This is a genomic window from Pseudoalteromonas sp. NZS71_1, from assembly GCF_015864305.1.
Taxonomy (GTDB): Bacteria; Pseudomonadota; Gammaproteobacteria; order Enterobacterales; family Alteromonadaceae; genus Pseudoalteromonas; species Pseudoalteromonas arctica.
The window spans coordinates 542,215-562,027 of record NZ_JADYXM010000001.1 but is presented as its reverse complement, the minus strand read 5'-3'; the positions used below and the strand labels follow the sequence as shown (position 1 = coordinate 562,027).

General features: G+C 39.2%; 19 protein-coding genes. 17 read left to right on the top strand and 2 right to left on the bottom strand.

Translation table 11 applies throughout. The features are described from left to right. Window positions 1–55: 55 nt before the first annotated feature. The 5 genes from I6F43_RS02355 (at window position 56) to I6F43_RS02335 (ending at window position 6,893) form a co-directional block, all read left to right on the top strand. Window positions 56–730, top strand: coding sequence for an HAD family hydrolase (locus I6F43_RS02355; protein WP_165721706.1), 675 nt, complete (start codon window positions 56–58; stop codon window positions 728–730). A 210-nt stretch (window positions 731–940) separates the two neighbouring features. Continuing rightward, window positions 941–2,662, top strand: a complete 1,722-nt coding sequence (locus tag I6F43_RS02350; RefSeq protein WP_024591939.1) for a purine-cytosine permease family protein — start codon at window positions 941–943, stop codon at window positions 2,660–2,662. Between the two features lie 60 nt (window positions 2,663–2,722). Next, window positions 2,723–4,246 (top strand): mannitol dehydrogenase family protein, encoded by a 1,524-nt coding sequence (locus tag I6F43_RS02345; protein ID WP_165721705.1) that lies wholly within the window; start codon window positions 2,723–2,725, stop codon window positions 4,244–4,246. Window positions 4,247–4,248: 2 nt separating this feature from the next. Next, window positions 4,249–5,166, top strand: coding sequence for a carbohydrate kinase family protein (locus I6F43_RS02340; protein WP_076924267.1), 918 nt, complete (start codon window positions 4,249–4,251; stop codon window positions 5,164–5,166). Window positions 5,167–5,423: 257 nt separating this feature from the next. Beyond that, a complete protein-coding gene (locus I6F43_RS02335; protein WP_197100832.1) occupies window positions 5,424–6,893 on the top strand; it encodes a carbon starvation CstA family protein in 1,470 nt (489 codons plus the stop codon). An 88-nt stretch (window positions 6,894–6,981) separates the two neighbouring features. Here I6F43_RS02335 and I6F43_RS02330 read toward each other — a convergent pair whose 3' ends face one another. Continuing rightward, window positions 6,982–7,500, bottom strand: coding sequence for a TetR/AcrR family transcriptional regulator (locus I6F43_RS02330; RefSeq protein ID WP_024597781.1), 519 nt, complete (start codon window positions 7,498–7,500; stop codon window positions 6,982–6,984). Window positions 7,501–7,889: 389 nt separating this feature from the next. On the opposite strand from I6F43_RS02330, the gene I6F43_RS02325 reads away from it, so the two are divergent. The 4 genes from I6F43_RS02325 to I6F43_RS02310 all read left to right on the top strand — a co-directional run bounded on the left by I6F43_RS02325 (window position 7,890) and on the right by I6F43_RS02310 (window position 10,333). Continuing rightward, entirely contained in the window at window positions 7,890–8,510 is a 621-nt protein-coding gene (locus tag I6F43_RS02325; RefSeq protein ID WP_165735586.1) for a glutathione S-transferase family protein, read from the top strand. 41 nt (window positions 8,511–8,551) lie between these two features. Next, entirely contained in the window at window positions 8,552–9,244 is a 693-nt protein-coding gene (locus tag I6F43_RS02320; RefSeq protein WP_165721701.1) for a cupin domain-containing protein, read from the top strand. A 98-nt stretch (window positions 9,245–9,342) separates the two neighbouring features. Then, window positions 9,343–9,723 (top strand): STAS/SEC14 domain-containing protein, encoded by a 381-nt coding sequence (locus I6F43_RS02315; protein WP_024605388.1) that lies wholly within the window; start codon window positions 9,343–9,345, stop codon window positions 9,721–9,723. Between the two features lie 157 nt (window positions 9,724–9,880). Beyond that, complete coding sequence (locus I6F43_RS02310; RefSeq protein ID WP_007584284.1) at window positions 9,881–10,333, top strand: nuclear transport factor 2 family protein; 453 nt, start codon at window positions 9,881–9,883, stop codon at window positions 10,331–10,333. An 84-nt stretch (window positions 10,334–10,417) separates the two neighbouring features. Here the strand turns inward: I6F43_RS02310 and I6F43_RS02305 are convergent, their stop codons facing one another. Continuing rightward, window positions 10,418–11,311, bottom strand: coding sequence for an AraC family transcriptional regulator (locus tag I6F43_RS02305; RefSeq protein WP_121954412.1), 894 nt, complete (start codon window positions 11,309–11,311; stop codon window positions 10,418–10,420). A 162-nt stretch (window positions 11,312–11,473) separates the two neighbouring features. On the opposite strand from I6F43_RS02305, the gene exaC reads away from it, so the two are divergent. The 8 genes from exaC (at window position 11,474) to I6F43_RS02265 (ending at window position 19,790) form a co-directional block, all read left to right on the top strand. Continuing rightward, window positions 11,474–12,994, top strand: a complete 1,521-nt coding sequence (gene exaC, locus I6F43_RS02300; protein WP_007584266.1) for an acetaldehyde dehydrogenase ExaC — start codon at window positions 11,474–11,476, stop codon at window positions 12,992–12,994. A 583-nt stretch (window positions 12,995–13,577) separates the two neighbouring features. Continuing rightward, window positions 13,578–13,925 carry a BufA1 family periplasmic bufferin-type metallophore gene (locus I6F43_RS02295; protein ID WP_008165743.1) on the top strand — a complete coding sequence of 116 codons (348 nt, stop codon included), beginning with the start codon at window positions 13,578–13,580 and terminating at the stop codon, window positions 13,923–13,925. Further along, window positions 13,915–14,838, top strand: coding sequence for an MNIO family bufferin maturase (gene bufB / locus I6F43_RS02290; protein ID WP_165721698.1), 924 nt, complete (start codon window positions 13,915–13,917; stop codon window positions 14,836–14,838). The genes I6F43_RS02295 and bufB overlap by 11 nt, the downstream gene beginning before the upstream one ends. After that, window positions 14,838–15,665, top strand: a complete 828-nt coding sequence (locus I6F43_RS02285) for an HvfC/BufC N-terminal domain-containing protein (RefSeq protein ID WP_197100831.1) — start codon at window positions 14,838–14,840, stop codon at window positions 15,663–15,665. The genes bufB and I6F43_RS02285 overlap by 1 nt, the downstream gene beginning before the upstream one ends. Before the next feature lie 26 nt (window positions 15,666–15,691). Beyond that, the gene (locus I6F43_RS02280; protein ID WP_076924255.1) at window positions 15,692–16,240 is read left to right on the top strand and encodes a DoxX family protein; all 549 of its coding nucleotides are present in this window, start codon (window positions 15,692–15,694) and stop codon (window positions 16,238–16,240) included. 189 nt (window positions 16,241–16,429) lie between these two features. After that, window positions 16,430–17,668: a cation:proton antiporter gene (locus tag I6F43_RS02275; protein ID WP_197100830.1), complete on the top strand. Its 1,239-nt coding sequence runs from the start codon at window positions 16,430–16,432 to the stop codon at window positions 17,666–17,668. A gap of 104 nt (window positions 17,669–17,772) precedes the next feature. Continuing rightward, on the top strand, window positions 17,773–18,144 hold the full coding sequence (locus I6F43_RS02270; protein WP_165721694.1) for a DUF3703 domain-containing protein: 372 nt from the start codon (window positions 17,773–17,775) through the stop codon (window positions 18,142–18,144). Between the two features lie 173 nt (window positions 18,145–18,317). Continuing rightward, a complete protein-coding gene (locus I6F43_RS02265) occupies window positions 18,318–19,790 on the top strand; it encodes a S41 family peptidase (protein ID WP_197100819.1) in 1,473 nt (490 codons plus the stop codon). The last annotated feature ends 23 nt before the right edge of the window (window positions 19,791–19,813 follow it).

Below are 19,813 nucleotides of genomic sequence, written 5' to 3'. Positions count from 1 at the left end.
CTTAACTCGTTATACTTAAATTAGCTAAACCAAACAGTTTTAATAAGGTGACAAGATGAATACTAACATTGAGCTAGTGATATTTGATTGTGATGGCGTTGTTATTGATAGCGAAATTTTAAGCGCACAAGTACTCATTAATATGCTTGTTGAAAAAGGCGTTGGTATTGACCGTGCTTATGTACAGCAACACTTTTTAGGCTGCAACTTTAAAACAGTAAGCCAAAAAATAGCGGATGCATTTAATGTCACTCTTCCTGAAAGCTTTGAAGGTGACTACCGCGAGGCACTGTTAAACGAATTTGAAACAGGACTAACCACGACTGACGGTATAAAAGACGTACTTAACAATTTAGCTGTGCCTATTTGTATAGCTACTAGCAGCAGCCCAGCACGCACCGCAAAAGCGTTGAGCGTAGTGAGTTTAAGTAAGTACTTTAGCGATACGGTTTTTACCAGCAGCGAAGTTAAGCGTGGCAAACCAGCACCCGATTTATTTTTATATGCAGCTAAACAAATGGGTGTAAAGCCAGAGCATTGTTTAGTGATTGAAGACAGTAAAGCCGGCGTAAATGCAGGAATTGACGCTAACATGCAAGTACTGCATTACAGCGGTGGGCAACATATGCAAGGCTCTGTTAATCATGTACACAGTGCTTACCCAAATGTTGATCATTTAACGCATTGGCAAGATTTTTTTAGTGCATACCCTGCACTTAAAAAGCAGTAAACACGCAGCTTTTTAAATAAACAAAGTTTTAAACGCGATTTGCTCGCCTTACACACTGACAGGCAAGCAAACGAAAAATATAAATGTAGATGGTTTTGCTTTACTAAAAATAAAACAAAACATGGCAAAACATCATGCGTTTATAAGCCAAATTATAAAAGGCGAAGTATTTAGGTATTAAGTACTTTGCTGTTAACAATAGGAAATACCATGGCAACGAGTCCACACACACAAACATTTAAAGATGTAAACGAAGAGCAACTTCCTGTTGCTAATAATAAGCTTCATGGCTGGAAACATTTTGCAGGGCTATATGCTGGCGAACATGTTGCGGCTACTGAATTTGTTATTGGTGCAACGTTTGTTGCATTAGGCGCTTCAACCATCGACATTCTACTGGGTTTATTAATAGGTAACCTGCTAGCAATGTGTTCTTGGTGGCTGATTACTGCACCCATTGCAGTAGAAACCCGCTTAAGTTTATATAACTACTTAAACAAAATTGCTGGTAACTCAATGACCAAGCTCTATAACTGGGCTAACGTGGTTATTTTTAGTGTTATATCGGCCGCGATGATCACGGTATCCTCCACCGCCGTGCGGTTTTTGTTTGATATACCTGCGCAACTTGATTGGTATCCAAATAGCTTTTGGTTTGTAGCCATTGTTTTAGCTGTTGGCTCTATTGTTGTGTTTGTTGCGATGTATGGCTTTTCTACGGTTGCTGACTTTTCGAAACTGTGCGCGCCGTGGCTATTTGTTATATTTATTGCAGGTTCGTTCGCGTTATTCCCTGAGCTTTCAAATCACGTATTAGGTTCTACCTCTTTAACTAGCTTTAGCGACTTTATGACCATAGGCGACTCCTCCATATGGACGGGCACCAATGCCGATGGTGAAAAAGGCATTGGCCTATTAGAAGTGATTGGCTTTGCATGGGCTGCTAACTCAATTACTCATTTTGGTTTAATCGACATGGCTATTTTTAGATTTGCTAAACGCAAAAGCTATGGCTTGTTTTCTGGCGTGGGCATGTTTTTTGGTCATTACTTAGCGTGGATCTCTGCCGGTATTATGGGCGCAGGTGTTGCGGTATTACTTAAAACAACTATTTCATCACTTGATCCGGGCGATGTTGCATACCATGCATTAGGTTGGACTGGCTTTGTTATTGTAATTATTGCCGGTTGGACTACAGCTAACGCAAACCTTTACCGTGCAGGTCTTGCAGCACAATCTATATTTGTTAATCAATCACGTGAACGCACAACTGCTATTGTAGGTGTTGTAACCGTGATTATTGCGTGTTTCCCGTTTGTATTTTCACAAATGCTTCCGCTACTTACCTACGCAGGCTTATTAGTTGTGCCAGTAGGCGGCATTGTGTTTGCTGAACATGTGTTATTTCCTAAAATTGGCCTAACACGTTACTGGGCTAAATATAAAAACATTACCCGCAGCGTACCGGCTATAGCATCTTGGGCGTTAGCGCTTGTGTTTGGCTTTGGTTTAAATGCTATTGATGTAATGTCGTTTTACTACTTGTTTATTCCTACGTGGATTTTCACAATCGTTATTTATACGCTTTTAGCTAAAAAATACGGCGCCGGTGAAGATTACACACAAGAGATTGAAGCAGAAGAGCAAGAGCAACGTGATATTAAAGAATATCAAGCTGCTGAAGCTAAAGACATTCCAAAGCCAGTAATTGACAGCTCTGTATTTACCAAAGTACTTAATGCGGTTTCTACGGTTTCACTGGTTATTATTTTTATATTTGCCAGCCAAGTAATGTTTTTCAGTGAAACTATGAGTATGTACAGCGCTAATAAATCGCAGTTCGAAATAGCCTGTTTTATTTGTACTGTTATTTATTTTGTTACTGCGTACTGGTCGTTAAAACGCCATAAAGTACTCAATACAGCATCGTAATTACTTATCGTAATACAGTATCGTAATTTATATTTTATTTTTGTTTAGTAAGGTCGCACCATGACGCAACATCAACACACTGACGCTCTAGTTACAGGGCTAAACCAACAAAGCTTGGCTCAATTACCAAGCCATGTTGATACACCAACCTACGACCGTAGCGCAGTTAAAGCCGGTATTGTTCATATTGGCGTGGGCGGTTTTCATCGTGCTCATCAAGCGGTATATGTTAACGAGCTTTTAAAAACTCCAGGCTCTGAGCAATGGGGCATATGTGGTGTTGGCCTTTTAGAGGGTAACCGTGGTCTGCGTGATATTTTAAAGCAGCAAGATTACCTTTATACGCTTACTGTTAGACACCCAGACGGTAAAATAGATAACAAAGTAATTGGCTCAATGATCGACTTTTTGTTTGCTCCAGAGGACAAACAAGCGGTAATTAATAAGTTAGCGCACAGCGATACTAAAATTGTGTCGCTTACTATTACCGAAGGCGGCTACAACTTTAACCCTGCAACGGGCGAGTTTGATTACAGTAATCCAGATATTATTAACGACATTAATAACCCGAACGACCCAATTACAGCGTTTGGTTACATTACTGCTGCGTTAAAACTGCGTAAAGAGCAAGGCTTAGGCGCATTTACAGTGCAGTCGTGCGATAACATTCAGCACAACGGTAACGTAACACGCAAAATGCTTTTAGCCTTTGCTACAGAGCAAGACAAAGATTTAAGTGAGTGGATTGAGCAAAACGTATCGTTTCCAAATGCGATGGTTGACCGTATTACACCGGTATCTAAAAAGAGTGATATTGATTACGTGGTTGATGCATATGGTGTTAGCGACGAGTGGCCAATTACCTGTGAGTCGTTTACACAATGGGTAATAGAGGACACATTTAGTGACTCTCGCCCAAATTGGGACGTTGTTGGTGCACAGTTTGTTACTGATGTAACGCCTTATGAAACCATGAAAATACGCTTACTTAATGCAGGGCATTCTGTGCTTGGTTTATTAGGTTCAATCCATGGCTATGGCACTATTGATGAAACGGTATCGGATGAATTATTTGCCACATACCTGCGTGCTTTTATGGATAAAGAAGTAACGCCAAATCTTGAACCACTTGAAGGCATTGACCTTGAAAGCTACAAAGATACGTTAATAGAGCGTTTTGCTAATCCTAATATTAAAGACAGCCTAGCGCGTATCTGTAGTGAAAGCTCAGCTAAACTGCCTAAGTTTTTAATTGCCACAATTAACGAAAACCTAGTACAAGGTCGAGATGTATCACTGGCAACGCTTGTTATTGCAACTTGGTGTTTATACAGCGATAAGGGTTTAAGTGAAAACGGCGAAAAGCTTGAAATTCAAGATGCGATGCACAAAGAGCTTAATTCTTATGCGCAAGAGACTCAAACTAGCCCGTCTGCATTTTTAAAGTTAACGAGCTTGTTTGGTAAGCTTGAGCATAACGAAGCATTTACTGCTGAATATAAAAAGTCGATTGCTGCGTTGTATGCACCTAATAGTAAAATTAAAGCCATTATGCAGGCTGTACTTGATCAAAAGAGTAACTAATTATGAGCATTTTAATTAATCATAAATCAAGTGAAACCGTAAGTGTTAGCTGTTTTGGCGAAGTGCTGTGGGATTGTTTTGATTCAGGTAAACGCTTAGGTGGCGCGCCACTTAATATGTGTGTGCGTATTAACTCACTAGGCATTAAAGCCGATATGATCAGCGCTGTTGGTAACGACGAGTTAGGCGCTGAGCTACTAGGCGAAATTACTAGCAAAGGCGTAAGCTGCGAATACATTGCTATCAATAGTGATAAAAAAACTAGCACGGTTGAGGTAACGCTCGACAGTGGAGGTTCTGCAAGTTATGAAATAGTTGCAGACACTGCGTGGGATAATATAGCGCTTACAGATGAGTTACTTAGTAAAGTTAAAAGTAGCGATGTATTTGTATTTGGCAGCTTAATTGGGCGAAGCGAAGCGTCTTTAGCAACATTAAATCAATTAGTTGATGTAGCAAACTTCAAAGTGTTTGACGTAAACCTGCGTGCACCGCATTACAAGTTAGAAACACTTGTAGATTTAATGAATAAAGCAGACTTTATTAAATTAAATGATGAAGAGCTATACGAAATAGCAAAAGCGATGGGTTGTAAGTTTCATTCGCTTGAACAAAATTTAGCGTTTATTGCACAGCAAACAAATACCGATTACTTATGTGTAACCAAAGGTAGCCACGGTGCTTTGTTAACAATCAAAGGCGATAATTTTTATAATTCAGGTTATTTAATTAGCGTAATTGATACTGTTGGCGCAGGGGATTCGTTTTTAGGTTCGTTAATATATCAGCTTTGTAGCAACGACGACGCGCAATATGCCGTTGACTTTGCATGTGCTGTTGGCGCTATGGTCGCCGAAAGCTCTGGTGCAACACCTACTTTAACGCATCAACAAATTAGTGAGTTTATGAACCCACTTTAAAAAAACATTGTGTGTGAAAGCGGTTATACGTAAAAGTTTAACCGCTTTTTTTGTGCCTAAAATAAGACGTAGGCGATAAGTGAGTGTTAAGTGTGCATGTTGCGTAAATAGTGACTTATATCGATTATTGTATTAGCTAAACGTCTTATTGTTAGGGTTATGACGCTTTGATAAAATCGTCGATTATTCACGGATTGAACAGGCGGGGCGACACACATGCGCTCTATAACACACATACAAAAAGAGAAACGTGCTTTATGATCATCTTTTTTATCTGCCTTACCATTTTAATACTGGGCTATAAGTTTTATAGCCCATTTGTTGAAAAGCAAGCAGGCTTGGATTCAACCGTTGATACACCACAAAAACGCTTTAGCGAAGGTGTTGATTACGTAGCTATTCATCCTGTAAGAGCATTTTTAATTCAGTTTTTAAACATAGCAGGCGTAGGTCCAATATTTGGCCCAATTTTAGGTGCTTTATACGGACCTGTTGCATTGGTATGGATTGTACTTGGTAATGTTTTAGGTGGTGCTGTACACGACTTCTTCTCAGGTGTAATGAGTATAAAAGAAGATGGTAAAAGCTTACCAGAAATCGCAGGCCATTATTACAATGTGGTATTTAAAGGCTTTATGCTTATATTTACTGCCATGCTACTGTTTTTTGTAGGTGTAGTATTTATTATGAGCCCTGCAGGTTTGTTAAGTAACCTTGATTTTTTTGAAGGTACAATACTGGCAAATAACACCTTTTGGGTACTTGCTATTTTAGCGTATTACTTTTTAGCTACCTTGCTACCAATTGATAAAATAATAACAAAGTTTTACCCAATTTTTGGTGCGCTAATGATTGTAATGACAGTGGCAATTGCTATTTCATTACTTATTAATGCGCCGCACTTGCCTGTTCCAAGTGACTTTTTAGCTTACTTTGAAGCTGACCACGCACATGACTTTTTAGAACCAAACCCAGATGGGTTACCAACGTGGCCATTGCTATTTATAACAATTACCTGTGGTGCTATTAGTGGTTTTCACTCTACTCAAGCGCCAATTATTGCGCGCTGTTTAACTAACGAAAAATACGTACGCCCAGTTTATTACGGCGCTATGATGTGTGAAGGTATTGTTGGTTGTGTATGGGCACTTGCAGGTATTGCAGCGTTCCCAGATGGTTACGCTGGCTTAAAAACATTGCTTGATCAAGGTGGTCCAGGTTTAGTTGTAAACCATGTAGCTAACAGTTACTTAGGTGTATTTGGCGGTATAATGGCAATTATTGCAGTAGCCGTTTTCCCGATTACTTCTGGCGATACAGCGTTCCGCTCACTACGTTTAACCGTTGTTGATGCGTTTAATATTCCGCAAAGTTTACGTAACCGCTTATTGGTAGCGGTACCTATACTTGCTATTGCATACTTTATGACGAAACTCGATTTCTCGTTAATTTGGCGCTACTTTGCATTTTCAAACATGCTGCTTTCTACAAGCGTATTATGGCTTGCCACTAAGTACTTGTTTGACCGTGGAGCATTCCACTGGATTGCGAGTGTTCCTGCTGTTATAGCAACAGCGGTAACGGTTTCTTATATTGGCACTGCAGCAATTGGTCTTAACTTATCAAGCGATTTAGGTAAACCTATTGGCGCTGTAGTGACAGTGATTGGCTTAATTGTTTTAGCAATTGTGCACTCTAAGCATAAAGTTAAACCAACAGCGGTTTAATAATAATCACATAAGTTATTTCAAGCATTAAAAAAGCGAGCTATTCATAATGAATAGCTCGCTTTTTTTTGTGCACTAAATTTAGGTATTACTGAGTTGCAAGTTCAAAGTAACTGTTATCGTCGAGCGTTTTGCTTATCATCATAGCGCCCTCAAGCAAGCTCACTGTTTGAATAGCCGCTTTAGTAGGGTTAAGCTCACCATTAGCTAGGTGCGCAGCGCTAAGCCATGTTAGGTTTTGATTAAAAAAGCGTTTTACTTCAAGGCGTACTTTATCTGGAAGGCTATCGCTTTCGGCTCCTAGTAACCCACATAAACACATTTTTCGGTCGGTAACTAAAGCACTTCTAAAAAGCTGAGTGTACACATCAATAGGATTTTTACCGCTGGCTTTAAGCTCGCTTGGCTCGCCTAACGCAGCTAAAAAAGAATTTGTATATTGATGAGCAAGCTCTGCACCTAAATCGGCCTTAGTCGGAAAGTGATAGTGCACACTGGCGCTTTTAATTCCAACTTCGCTGGCAAGCTCTCTAAAACTAAAATTGCTGTACCCGCCAAGGCGTACCTTGTTTTCAGCTGCTTTTAATAAAGCTTCTTTTTTACTCATTTTTAATATTTCCTATCCGTAGCAATACCAATTTTATTAAAACATGATCATTCTATCGCATTAAATAACTTACTAACTGCGTTAAAAATTACTCATATAGAACAACTATATGTCATAATTTTCGCCTTGTTATTGCGCTATTTTCTTAGCGTAATAATAGGTCACCTATTTAATGCAATTGGTATAGTAAAATTATCGACCAGTAGGTAGTTATTTACAAGCGATTTTATTTTTAAGCAACCCCCTAATTTTACAATGAATTAAGTTAAATCCTATACATCAGAAAAATTTAAACGTTGACTTAAATTTAGTTTAATACTATAAATTACCTATCGGTAGGTAGGCTTCTGCCACTAATTCACTTTTAAACAATAAAGATAGAGATTGCTATGAAAATTTATGATGTAGAAAACTTTCCAAATCCACTTCGTGTTCGTATCGCTTTAGCTGAAAAAAATGCCACTGCAAATGTTGAGTTTGTACCTGTTGATTTATTAAATGGTGAGCACAGAACAGAAGCCTTCTTAGCTAAGAATCCACTAGCAGGTGTGCCCGTATTAGAGCTAGATGACGGCACGTTTATATCAGAAAGTACCGCTATTACTGAGTATATTGATACCGCATTTGAAGGCCCATCTTTAATGGGTGAAACCGCAAAAGAGCGAGCAGTAATTAACATGATGCAAAAGCGTGCAGAGTCTATGGTGCTTGACGCTGTGGCAACTTACTTTCATCATGCAACTGATGGCTTAGGTCCAGAGCTTGAAACGTATCAAAATGTGGCTTGGGGTGAAAAACAAGGTGAAAAAGCACGCCAAGGGTTTAGCTATTTTAATGATGTACTAGCGCAGTCGGCGTTTGTTGCTGGTGAGCAGTTTAGTATTGCTGATATTACATTGTATGCTGGGCTGGTATTTGCTGGATTTGCACAAATAGCAATCCCGAATGAGTTAACTCATTTATTAGCATGGCAAGAAAAAGTAGCAAAACGCCCAAGTGTTGCGGCGTAATTAGTTTAAAGTTTAAGTGGAGTTACGGTTAGGAGCCAAATATGAAAATTGCTGCCGATTTTAGTAAACGAGTTGTTGTACACAGCGAAACGCTCCCGTGGGTTGCATCGCCAATGGCGGGCGTTGATAGACGAGCACTGGACCGTGTGGGCGACGAAGTTGCTCGCGCCACGACCATTGTTCGTTATGCACCAGGCAGTGAATTTTCGCCGCATGTACACACCGGCGGTGAGGAGTTTGTTGTACTTGAAGGGGTATTTCAAGATGAGCATGGTGACTTTGTGGCAGGTTCTTATATCCGTAACCCACCGCAATCAAAGCACAAACCGGGGTCTGAAAATGGCTGCGTTATATTTGTAAAGTTATGGCAGTTTCAGCCTGATGATAGAACCCACGTGCGTTTACAAACGGACTTGATGCAAAGTACGGCGCACCCTAGTTTTAAAAATGTAGCTGTAACTCCTTTGTACAAAGACGACTTTGAAGAGGTAAGCTTGCTGCACTTTAAGCCCAACGCCAGCATGGTTATAAACGCAAAAGGTGGAGCAGAACTGCTAGTACTTGAAGGTTCATTTGATGAGCAAGCCGATACCTTTGTAAAAAACAGTTGGTTAAGAGTGCCTATTAATAGCTCCATTAACGTTAAGGCGGGAAGTAATGGCGCAAAAGTATGGCTTAAAACGGGCCATTTAACTGATGTAGAAAACCAGATATCTCGCGTACAAAATGCGTAAATCAGTCGTTTATTTGAGATTATTTATTGATTTAGTTCAGGACTAATTAATTTTAGAAGGTGTACTTTTACCGCTCAGCCTATTTAAGGAGAGCAGTAATGGTACACACAACACATGGTTTATCGATTGGTCTTGAACGTGCAGGAAGAGAGTTTTTTTTAAAACTTAAAGCCGTTGGTACGCTTACTCACGACGACTACAAAATAATTACCCCAATGATAAATTCAGCTCTTGGCGAAGTTAAGCATCCAGTCGTGAACGCCTTAATAGATGGTAGCGAACTTGAAGGTTGGGAAGTACGCGCAGCGTGGGATGACTTAAAGTTAGGTGTTAAGCACTCTAAAGAATTTAAAAAAGTAGCTATTTACGGTAATAAAGAGTGGCAAGCTCGAATGGCAAAAATAGGTAACTGGTTTATATCGGGTGAGGTTCAATACTTTGAAAATGCTACCGCAGCCATAGATTGGCTAGACGAATAGCCTGGTTTAAAAACTTAAATTAAAGCACTCTTATAGAGTGCTTTTTTGCTCTATGGGTAACGTTATTAAGTAGTTACATTCGCTTTATTTCAATTGTTAATACTGCTCTATTAAAATACACTCATTATTATTGAGTAAATTACATATTATAAAAACAATGAAACAAGTACTTACCTTTATTACATTCCTGATATTTTCTACATCAATACATGCAAAAGATAACAACATATTCACGCCGGTGAGCGATCTTTTTTTGGCTGTTTCTAACGTTGACCACACGCAAATGCGTGCAGCCGTTGATGATTCATTTTTACTTTTAGAGCACGGTGAAGTGTGGACTATTAATGACTTTATAAATGTTGTTAAGCCTTCTGACTTTATAAGAACTAATTATTTTAGTGTTATAAATTCGCGTGTAGTGGGTGATGTTGCTTTTATTAATTACTGGAATAAAGCCAATATTAAAAACACCGAAAGAAGTATTGATATTTATTGGTTAGAAAGTGCCGTTGTATCAAAAGTGGGCGATAAATGGTTGTTATCGCAAATGCACTCTACTCGATTACCCCAAGATGAAATACCTAAAGGTGTCACCTTTATAAAGCAATAGATATGACTCTAATTTAAAGCCCCGTAATATGGGGTTTTAATCGTTTAAATTATATCAGCCAGTACAGGTAATGCCCCTTTAGGGCTAATGTCGACACTCTTTAGGCGCAATGCCAAACGTTTGTTTAAATAAACGACTAAAGTGGCTCGCGCTATTAAATCCAACATCAAAGCAAACTTTACTAATTGCATGGCCCTGTAGCAATTGAGTACGCGCTTTTTTAAGTCTTAATTGTTGCTGCCAAAGGGCTGGGCTAGTGCCAAATGCAAGTTTAAACTGCTGATAAAACTTACTGCGGCTCATACATGCTATTTTGCATAAGGTATTTATGTCGAGCGTTTCACTTAAGTGTTCTTCAATATAAAGCAGGGCGTCGCTCACCTTTGTTTTAAGACGTGGCTTATCGCAGCTAGCCAGCAATAGCTCGCGGCTTTGTTGTTGTAATAAACGGGTGATCAATTCGTTTAACGACAAATCAATCAAGTAATGTCGCTGTGCGCCTTGCTCACTAAATAAATGCACCATGCGCTCTAATAATTGCTGCGTTTGAATATTATGTTGGGTATGCACTAACTGAGGTACATATTCAAATAAGCCATCGTGTGCAAAGTTTTGCTGCATGTTAAGTGCATTCGCCACAGCGTTTATTTTATCTTTGCTAATTTCAATCGCTAAACAGGTGGTTGGGGCGTGCATTGATGCTTGTGGAAAATCAATTAAAACACCTTGCTCTGGCGCTAATACAAACGACTCGTGTGGTAAAAATGCTTTATGGTATTGGCTGCTTTCTACGTGCATTACCTTTTTGCCGCTAAGCATGGCACAAAACAGCAGCTCGTTTGAGTGCAGTGCCACCTTTTGCGCGCTTTGATACGTGTCGTAAATACTCAACTCACTGCTATCTGCAGCGAATGTGACTTTATTTTCTATTAATACATCAAGTTGTTGGCGTTTTTTGTTTAACTGAGATGTGTGCATATCAATCCTTTAGGTTTTTATTAGTTTGGACTCACAGACAACTTTTGTGGACAGCTAATCAAGTTTTTAGGTGCTTGTTAGTTTAATGTCGATTAAATATAAAGCATTTTGTTTTATATAAATGTTCGACCTTTAGCTAACAACAATAAAGAGAGCACACACATGATATATGCAAATCCAGGTAGCGACGGCGCACTCGTAAACTTTAAACAACAATACGGAAACTACATTGGCGGAGAGTGGGTAAAGCCTGTAAATGGCCAATACTTTGATAATATAAGCCCAGTAAACGGTAAGGTATTTTGCCAGATACCGCGTTCAGACAAAGACGACATAGAGCTGGCTCTCGACAAAGCGCATGCAGTGCGAGAGCAATGGGGCACAACGTCGGTGACCGACCGAAGTAACATACTGCTAAAAATAGCCGACCGAATTGAGCAAAACCTAGAGTTACTAGCTGTTGCCGAAACATGGGATAACGGTAAAGCAATTCGTGAAACACTCGCTGCTGATATTCCGCTAGCGGCAGATCACTTTCGCTACTTTGCGGGGTGCCTACGATCGCAAGACGGCACTATAGGTGAAATAGACGCAACCACCGTTGCGTATCATTTTCATGAGCCACTAGGGGTTGTTGGGCAAATTATTCCGTGGAACTTCCCTATTTTAATGGCCGCCTGGAAACTAGCGCCAGCACTTGCTGCAGGTAACTGTGTAATTTTAAAACCGGCTGAGCAAACACCAGCTTCTATTTTAGTTTTAATGGAGATAATTGGCGATTTACTCCCTGCAGGCGTATTAAATATAGTAAACGGCTTTGGTAAAGAAGCGGGTGAAGCACTGGCAACAAGCAAGCGTATCGCTAAAATTGCATTTACGGGTTCAACGCCTGTGGGCTCACATATTTTGAAATGCGCTGCTGAAAATATTATTCCTTCAACGGTCGAGCTCGGTGGTAAATCACCTAATATATTTTTTAATGATGTAATGGAAAAAGACGATGCGTTTTTATCCAAAGCTATTGAAGGCGCCGTGCTTGCTTACTTCAACCAAGGCGAGGTGTGTACGTGTCCATCAAGGCTGTTTATTCAAGAAGACATTTACGAGCAGTTTATTGAGCGAATACTCGAACGTACCTTAAAAATTAAACGCGGAAACCCGCTAGATAGCGAAACTATGGTTGGCGCACAAGCTTCAAAAGCGCAATTTGATAAAATACTGAGCTACATTGAAATAGGCAAAAAAGAAGGCGCTGAAGTACTCACTGGCGGTAATGTAGAGCAGCTAAGTGATGACTTAAACGGTGGTTACTACATACAACCTACGTTATTAAAGGGCACAAACGATATGCGTGTGTTCCAAGAAGAAATTTTTGGCCCTGTTATTTCAATGTCGACCTTTAAAGATGAAGCCGAAGCACTCGAGCTTGCCAACAGCTCTGAGTTTGGTTTAGGTGCAGGTGTGTGGAGCAGAAACATGAATCGTGCTTATCGTATGGGTCGCAAAATAGAAGCAGGGCGAGTGTGGACTAACTGTTATCACATGTACCCAGCACACGCTGCGTTTGGTGGTTATAAAAAATCAGGAATAGGGCGCGAAACGCACAAACTGGCACTGGAGCACTACCAACAAACTAAAAACCTATTAGTGAGCTACAGCGAGGATCCGCTCGGCTTCTTTTAAATAAAGAGCCTAAGCTTTAAATAAACAACCATTAAGTAATAATGCCAGCGCTACCTATTTGTAGCGCTTTTTTTATAGGCAATCAACCGTTGATAATGGCCATGTAGTCCAACATTTTAGCGTTGCAGAAAATAACATTATAATGACGGTGTTTACGAGTCCTACTTAAAAAGCGCTAATTTAGCGAGTATAGAGTGGTGTAAATATAAGGAGCCTTTAAATAATATTTTTATCCTTCCTCAGTTAAGTAAATTTCTATTTGTAGATCATTACCAAAACAAAGTGCCTCAATGCATCTAATCCACTAAATATGAACTTTTCCAAGCTTATTCATTATCAAAACAATTAGGTTAGCTTTTCTAATGTTTGTATTAACTGCTTAGTCCACTATATTTACTTCTTGTTTACAGTTGTATTTTCGTTGTAAGCAAATAATCTGAAAGTTTTTATAACAACGATAGGTCTATTAAATTGATAAAACGGCGATATTGCTTATCTCCATTGTGCTTGTTTATGAGAATGTGAATGTTTATTCGCATCCATTGATAAAACAAGAAAAAATATTTTAATCAGGAACATACAAATGAAAAAAGTAAATTTAACTACGGCTTTATTAATTGGCGCATCAGCAGCAGTATTAAGTGCAGGCGCAGTAGCTGGTCCAAACAGTCAATTAACCGTTGCAGAAGGTGCTTCAGCAAAAGTACAAGAGCAATTTAAAGGCTGGGTAGCTGGTGATAAAGTTCGCGGTCGTAAAGATAAATGTTTTGGTATTGCTTTAGCGGGTGAAAATGATTGTAAAGCAGGTGCAGGAACGAGTTGTGAAGGCACTTCAACTACAGACTTCCAAGCTAACGCATGGACATATGCACCTAAAGGTGTATGTGAATCAGTTGTAACTCCTAATGGTAAAGGTTCGCTTGAAGGTTAATAAAGCAGGTTTTCCCCAGTGCATTGTTGCTGGGGAGCAATTAGGTGCAGGTCTTAGTTTAAAACCAGAACATCTTGACGACATTTTAGCTTTACAGGTAGAGCTGCCATCTACAAATAATAATCTTTGGTTTGAAGTGCATACAGAAAATTATTTTGTGGCAGGTGGTCCTCGATTAAATTATTTGAGAGCTGTACGTGAAAATTTTGATATTAGTTTTCATGGTGTTGGTGGCTCTTTAGGCTCTGATCATAAAGCTATGCTTGCTCATACTAAACGGGTAAAAGCGCTAATTGATGAATTTCAGCCAGTGCTGGTATCTGAACACGCTGTATGGTCTAAGTCGAATGGCAAATATTTTGCAGACTTAATGCCGTTACCTCGCACCCAAGATGCACTTGCGTCTTTAATTAATGGTATTGACTGTTACCAGGCGGGCATAGGTCGGTCAATATTAGTTGAAAATCCAAGTAACTATTTAGATTTTATAAGTGATATGGATGAACCTCAGTTTTTAGTTGAGGCAGCGAAGCGTACTGGATGCGGCTTACTTATCGATATTAATAACTTATATATCAGTAGTAAAAACACGGGTATTGATGCGCTTGATTATTTAAAGCAGATCCCTGCTGAGCTTGTTGGAGAAATTCATATTGCAGGGCACGATCCTGATCCAGCTCTTGGTCAGTCATTACTGATAGACAGCCATGCAGCACCGGTAGCGACTCCTGTATGGGATTTGCTAGAACAAGCAATTGAGATATTTGGTCAGCGTCCAGTACTTGTTGAGCGAGATGCGAATATTCCATCGTTTGAAGAGCTTATGATCGAGCGGGAAACTGCGCAAAGCTATTTGAATCAAAGTGAGCTACAAAGTCGCTTAAATATATCTCATAAAGAAGTGGTTCGCTGATGAGTACCAACCAATATATTGATGCTTTTACTCGCTATTTGCGAACGGGCGATCCAAGTGAAATGGAGCATTTTTGCGAAAATCCATCGCATATTAAAAGGTTAGCTGTGTATCGTAACGGGTTTTATAAAGGCTGTGTTGATGCATTAATAGCTAACTTTCCTATGTGTGAAAAAAAAGTAGGTAGTGAGAACTTTCGTAAAATGGCACGACTTTATGTTGACCGTTTTCCGCCAGAGCAGGGCACTTTGGTGGGATACGGACTAAGCTTTCCTGGCTTTGTAACTGATTTGATTAAAGATGGTGAAATTGAAAATAAACATATTTTAGAAGTTACTGAAAATCAGCAAAGTGCATCAAATTTATATATGAACTTAGTTGATATTGCGCATTTAGATTACGCGTGGCTAATGAGTTTGATGAGCGCTGATTCAACTGAAACTTTAACTATAGAATATGTTACTCAACTAATGGAACAAGGTACTGAGCTTACTGAACTTAATGTAAAGGTTAACTCCAGCGTACTGTTACTTAGTGTGAGTGAAGACGCTTTTTTAGAATGGATTTCGCTAAAAACAAATAATAATGATGGCGTTGTAACTAAATCCTCTGCTGAGGATTTTATTATGTTATGGCGTTTGCAAGGTGCGGTGCAAGCCCGCTCTCTTTCTATCGCAGAAGTTGCACTTATGCAGGCTCTACAGGGTACAGGTAGGTCTTTAGGTGAAGCTTTTGATGCAGCAATAACGGTAGATGAACACTTTGAAGTGAGTGATGCTTTTACAGCATGCTTACAAAATGAATTATTAGAAATCCAAATCAATTAGTACATATTACAAGAGTAGGAATAAATATGGGCATGATAAAAAAAATACAACAACTGTACGTGCAGATGGGAGAACAGTTATCGCGGTTCTTGGAACCTATAGCACTGTTTTTTCTTCGTTTTATGGTTGCTAAAGTATTCCTCGACTCGGGATTGAGCAAATGGGATGGCTTTTTACAATTTAATGTTGATAAATACGACCTATTTAAATATGAATTTTTCTGTCCTGATCCAGTTAGAGAAGGTGCTTTGCAGCTTTGTAATCCTCAAACCTTAGATTATGTTGATGGCTCATTTCTTGTAAAAGTAATTGAAACGCTTGCTGTAGTTGCTGGTGTTGTTGAGGTGTTACTTCCAATATTACTGATTATCGGTTTGTTTTCTCGCTTTGCAGCGTTAGGCCTTATTGGTATGACGCTGTTTATCCAGCTTGCAGTTTTTCCTACACTCGATCATTGGATTAATCCTGCTTCGTGGTGGGCTGTTTCATTATTAGTGATATTTGCTCGTGGACCTGGCTTTTTATCTATTGATAAGTTGCTTGGATTAGACGCAAAACGTGCAAGTGCTAAGTAAGCTTTTATATATTAAACGTTAAACGTAACCGGCACGCTAATATCACTTAGGTGCCGGTTATTATTTAGATTAAAGTTAAAAATACACTTATACAAATTAACTCAATAAATTGTGCTGATTTAATATAGCTAACCCCAACCCTGATATTTTCTAATAAAAATACCAAGCCATGCCTAATAGGATTTCCCAATGGAAATAGGATTACTCATTCTTCTTTTCTCAGTTAGTGCTTACGCTATGCTAGCTAAAAAGCTGTCCACAACCATTATTACCGCACCAATGGTATTTTTGGGTATTGGTTTTGCGGTTTCTCAACTTGGGTTTATTAGTATTGGAGACGCACATGAAACCGTATATTTAATAGCAGAAATATCGCTAGTTGTATTATTGTTTTTAGATGCTTCACAAATAAACCTACGAAGATTAAAAAGGCAAAATACGTGGCCTCTAAGAATGCTATTGATAGGTTTGCCGTTGAGTATTTTGATTGGTACAGGCTTTGCTTATTTATTCTTCCCACAGTGGCCTTGGGCAATGCTAGCCCTAGTTGCGGCAATTTTAGCACCTACTGATGCTGCTTTAGGTCAAGCGGTTGTTAGTAATGAGAGCGTACCTTTAAACGAGCGACAAAGTCTATCTGTTGAAAGTGGCTTAAATGACGGGCTAGCATTACCCGTTATTTTATTTTTTGCCAGTGTAGTTGCTATGGAAACCGGTTCTCAAGAAAATGAAATGTCATGGTTAGTGTTTGGATTTAGCCAAATATTTATAGGTATTTTGGTTGGCGCATTAATGGGATACTCGAGCGGACGTTTATTTTTATACTCTGAGTCAAAAAAAATATCATCGACTATATATGAAGGGATTGGCGTTTTAGCACTTACCGGCACATCATATTTAATGGCTACTTTAATGGGTGGAAATGGATTTATATCAGCGTTTGTTGCAGGTTTAGCTTTTGGTAATAGTGTAAAAGGGCATTGCCGATTTATATACCAATTTACTGAAAGCGAAGGGCAAATGTTAATATGGTCTTCGTTTGTTATTATTGGACTTGGCTTACTTCCTTCAGCTGTTGAGAATTTAACTCTCCCTGTTGTTGGTTATATTTTAGTGAGTATATTTATTGTACGGCCTCTTGCTATTTACCTATCGTTAATTGGCACTAAAGCTAAAGTATTAACAAAAGTGTTCATGGGGTTCTTTGGACCTCGAGGTCTTGCCACAGCGCTTTTTGCACTTATTATTTCTAAAGATATTTTAGGCCAGTACGGTCACTCAGTTTTAATTGTTGCGATTAACGCTGTATGGATGAGTACTTTAATACACGGTATTGCAGCAGCACCTATGGCTAATTGGTACGGCGCTAAAATTAAAGTGCTAAAGATTAAATCAAGAGAGCTCGCAAAACTAAAAAAACAAAAGTAGCAATTGAACCAAAATAGGAACTCAGCTATGGTTTGTGTATTAATAAACATAGATTATAAACGAGTTGCTTTAAATACTCGTTATGCGCTTACAAGGATAGAAGTATGTTTAGTCAATTCACTAGAAATATAAAACCATATGTAAATGCCGAATTAGATTTAGCTCATTTAGCTAATAAAAATGGCAAGTTTATAGAGGCATTTGAGCATTTAGAAAATGCTCATGTACTCGGTCAAGAATCTACTTATTTTCATGTTAAAGTGCATATATTGATGTTTTGCTGGGCGTTTAAGCATAACGATTTACGTGAGCTTTTAGGACAGACATTTCGTATTGCTGGAGCAGCTACCAAAACTGCGTTTGGATTAATTCCCAGCGGTAACACCGGCGGGGCAAACGTCAGCCCCTTCAAAGTCATGCCTATTTCTGCTGAGTATTCAGATTATATTGCACGCGCTAAATCAGATGTACAATAAAGCATTATTGATTAGTACTTCATTTTTGGCGAAAAATAGCTTCCCCGACTAATTTTTAAAAATGCTTCAGTTAGCTAACTAGCTCTTAATTATAAATAAAAGTAAACTTTGCATTATTGTCAGCTTATATTTAACTTAGCATGTTTAAAAAGCTAATAATTAAATGGATTTTTATGACTATAAAAACAAAAATAATCAACTATGTATTACTCCCAACTTTACTACTATCACCACTTGTAAATGCTGGACATGAGCAAGCTGTACCCACAACGCCAGAGCAGTGGCGCAGTGTTACAAATAGTGATATAGAAGCTGCTTACAGTATATCTGCACAAAATCACCCTGGTATGTTTGATGTTAATAACCCAACTTTCCCTGATTTATTAAAACAAGCAAAAGCAGAGGCGCTTACATTGTCGGCTCAAGCGAGCGGACCGCAAGTTCATGTTGCGGCAATTGCACGCCTTAGCACTGTGTTGCAAGATGGTCATGCTGGTGCGTTTTCAAGCGTAGATAGACCCGCGCGCCGCTGGCCAGGCTTTAGTGCTGTTTGGCGAGGTGATGCGCTAAAAGTGTATTACAGCGAAGCCAGCAATATTAGCAAAGGCGAGGTTGTAAGCCAATGTGATGGGCAAAGCACTGATACCTTAATGCGTGAGAGAATATTTAAGTTTCATAGTGAAGTGGCACAACCTGGGCACTGGTGGCAGCAAGGTTGGCGGTTACTAATTGACGAGGGCAATCCATTTTTAACTCCCCTAAAAGCATGCGAATTTGTTAAAGCCAATGGCGATACCTATACACACGTATTAAATTGGTCTGTGAGGCCTAAGTCAGCAAGCAAGCATTTAGAAAATGCTTATAACGGTGATGAACTCCCCATTGATTTAACCTGGCCTGAAAAAAACATTGCTTGGATTGTTATGCCTAGCTTTTCATCAACCGAAAAACAAACTGCTGCCTACAATAAAGTATTTGAAAAAATACAACAGCAGCGTAGCAAGCTACTTACTGCAAAAGCCGTGGTATTAGATTTGCGCCATAACCAAGGTGGCTCATCTTATTGGAGCTCACAAATAGCAAAAGGATTATGGGGCCAAAAAGTAGTAGAGCAAAAAGCAAATAATACTTCTCAAAACACGCAAGTATGGTGGAGAGCATCAAAAGATAATACTGACTATGTAGAGTCTTTATTTAGCGTTGTAAAAGATCAACCCGAAGTACTGAAAACTCTTAAAACCGTCGCTGCTGGCATGGCTCTATCACTTGAAAATGATGCCCCGTTTTATGTAGAACAAGAAACTAATACGCTAAATAACATACCACATACACCTTTAGTGAGTGACTTTAAAACCAAGGTGTTTGTTATTGTTCCGCCGCAATGTGCTAGTGCTTGTTTAGATGCACTTGATAAGTTTAAGCTTTTTGAAAATACAACGTTATTTGGTGCACCAAGTAGTGCTGATTCTATGTATATGGAGGTACGTTTAGCTGATTTACCTTCAGGCTTAGGCAAAGTGATTGTACCTAACAAAGTATACGTAAACAGAGCGCGAGGGGCAGGGGCTTACTACAAACCCGATGTGGCGTATAACGGCCTTGATTGGACAACCAATGTGTTGCTTGAGCAAATAAAAACGCTATAAAAAAAGCCGCTTGTTGTAACAAG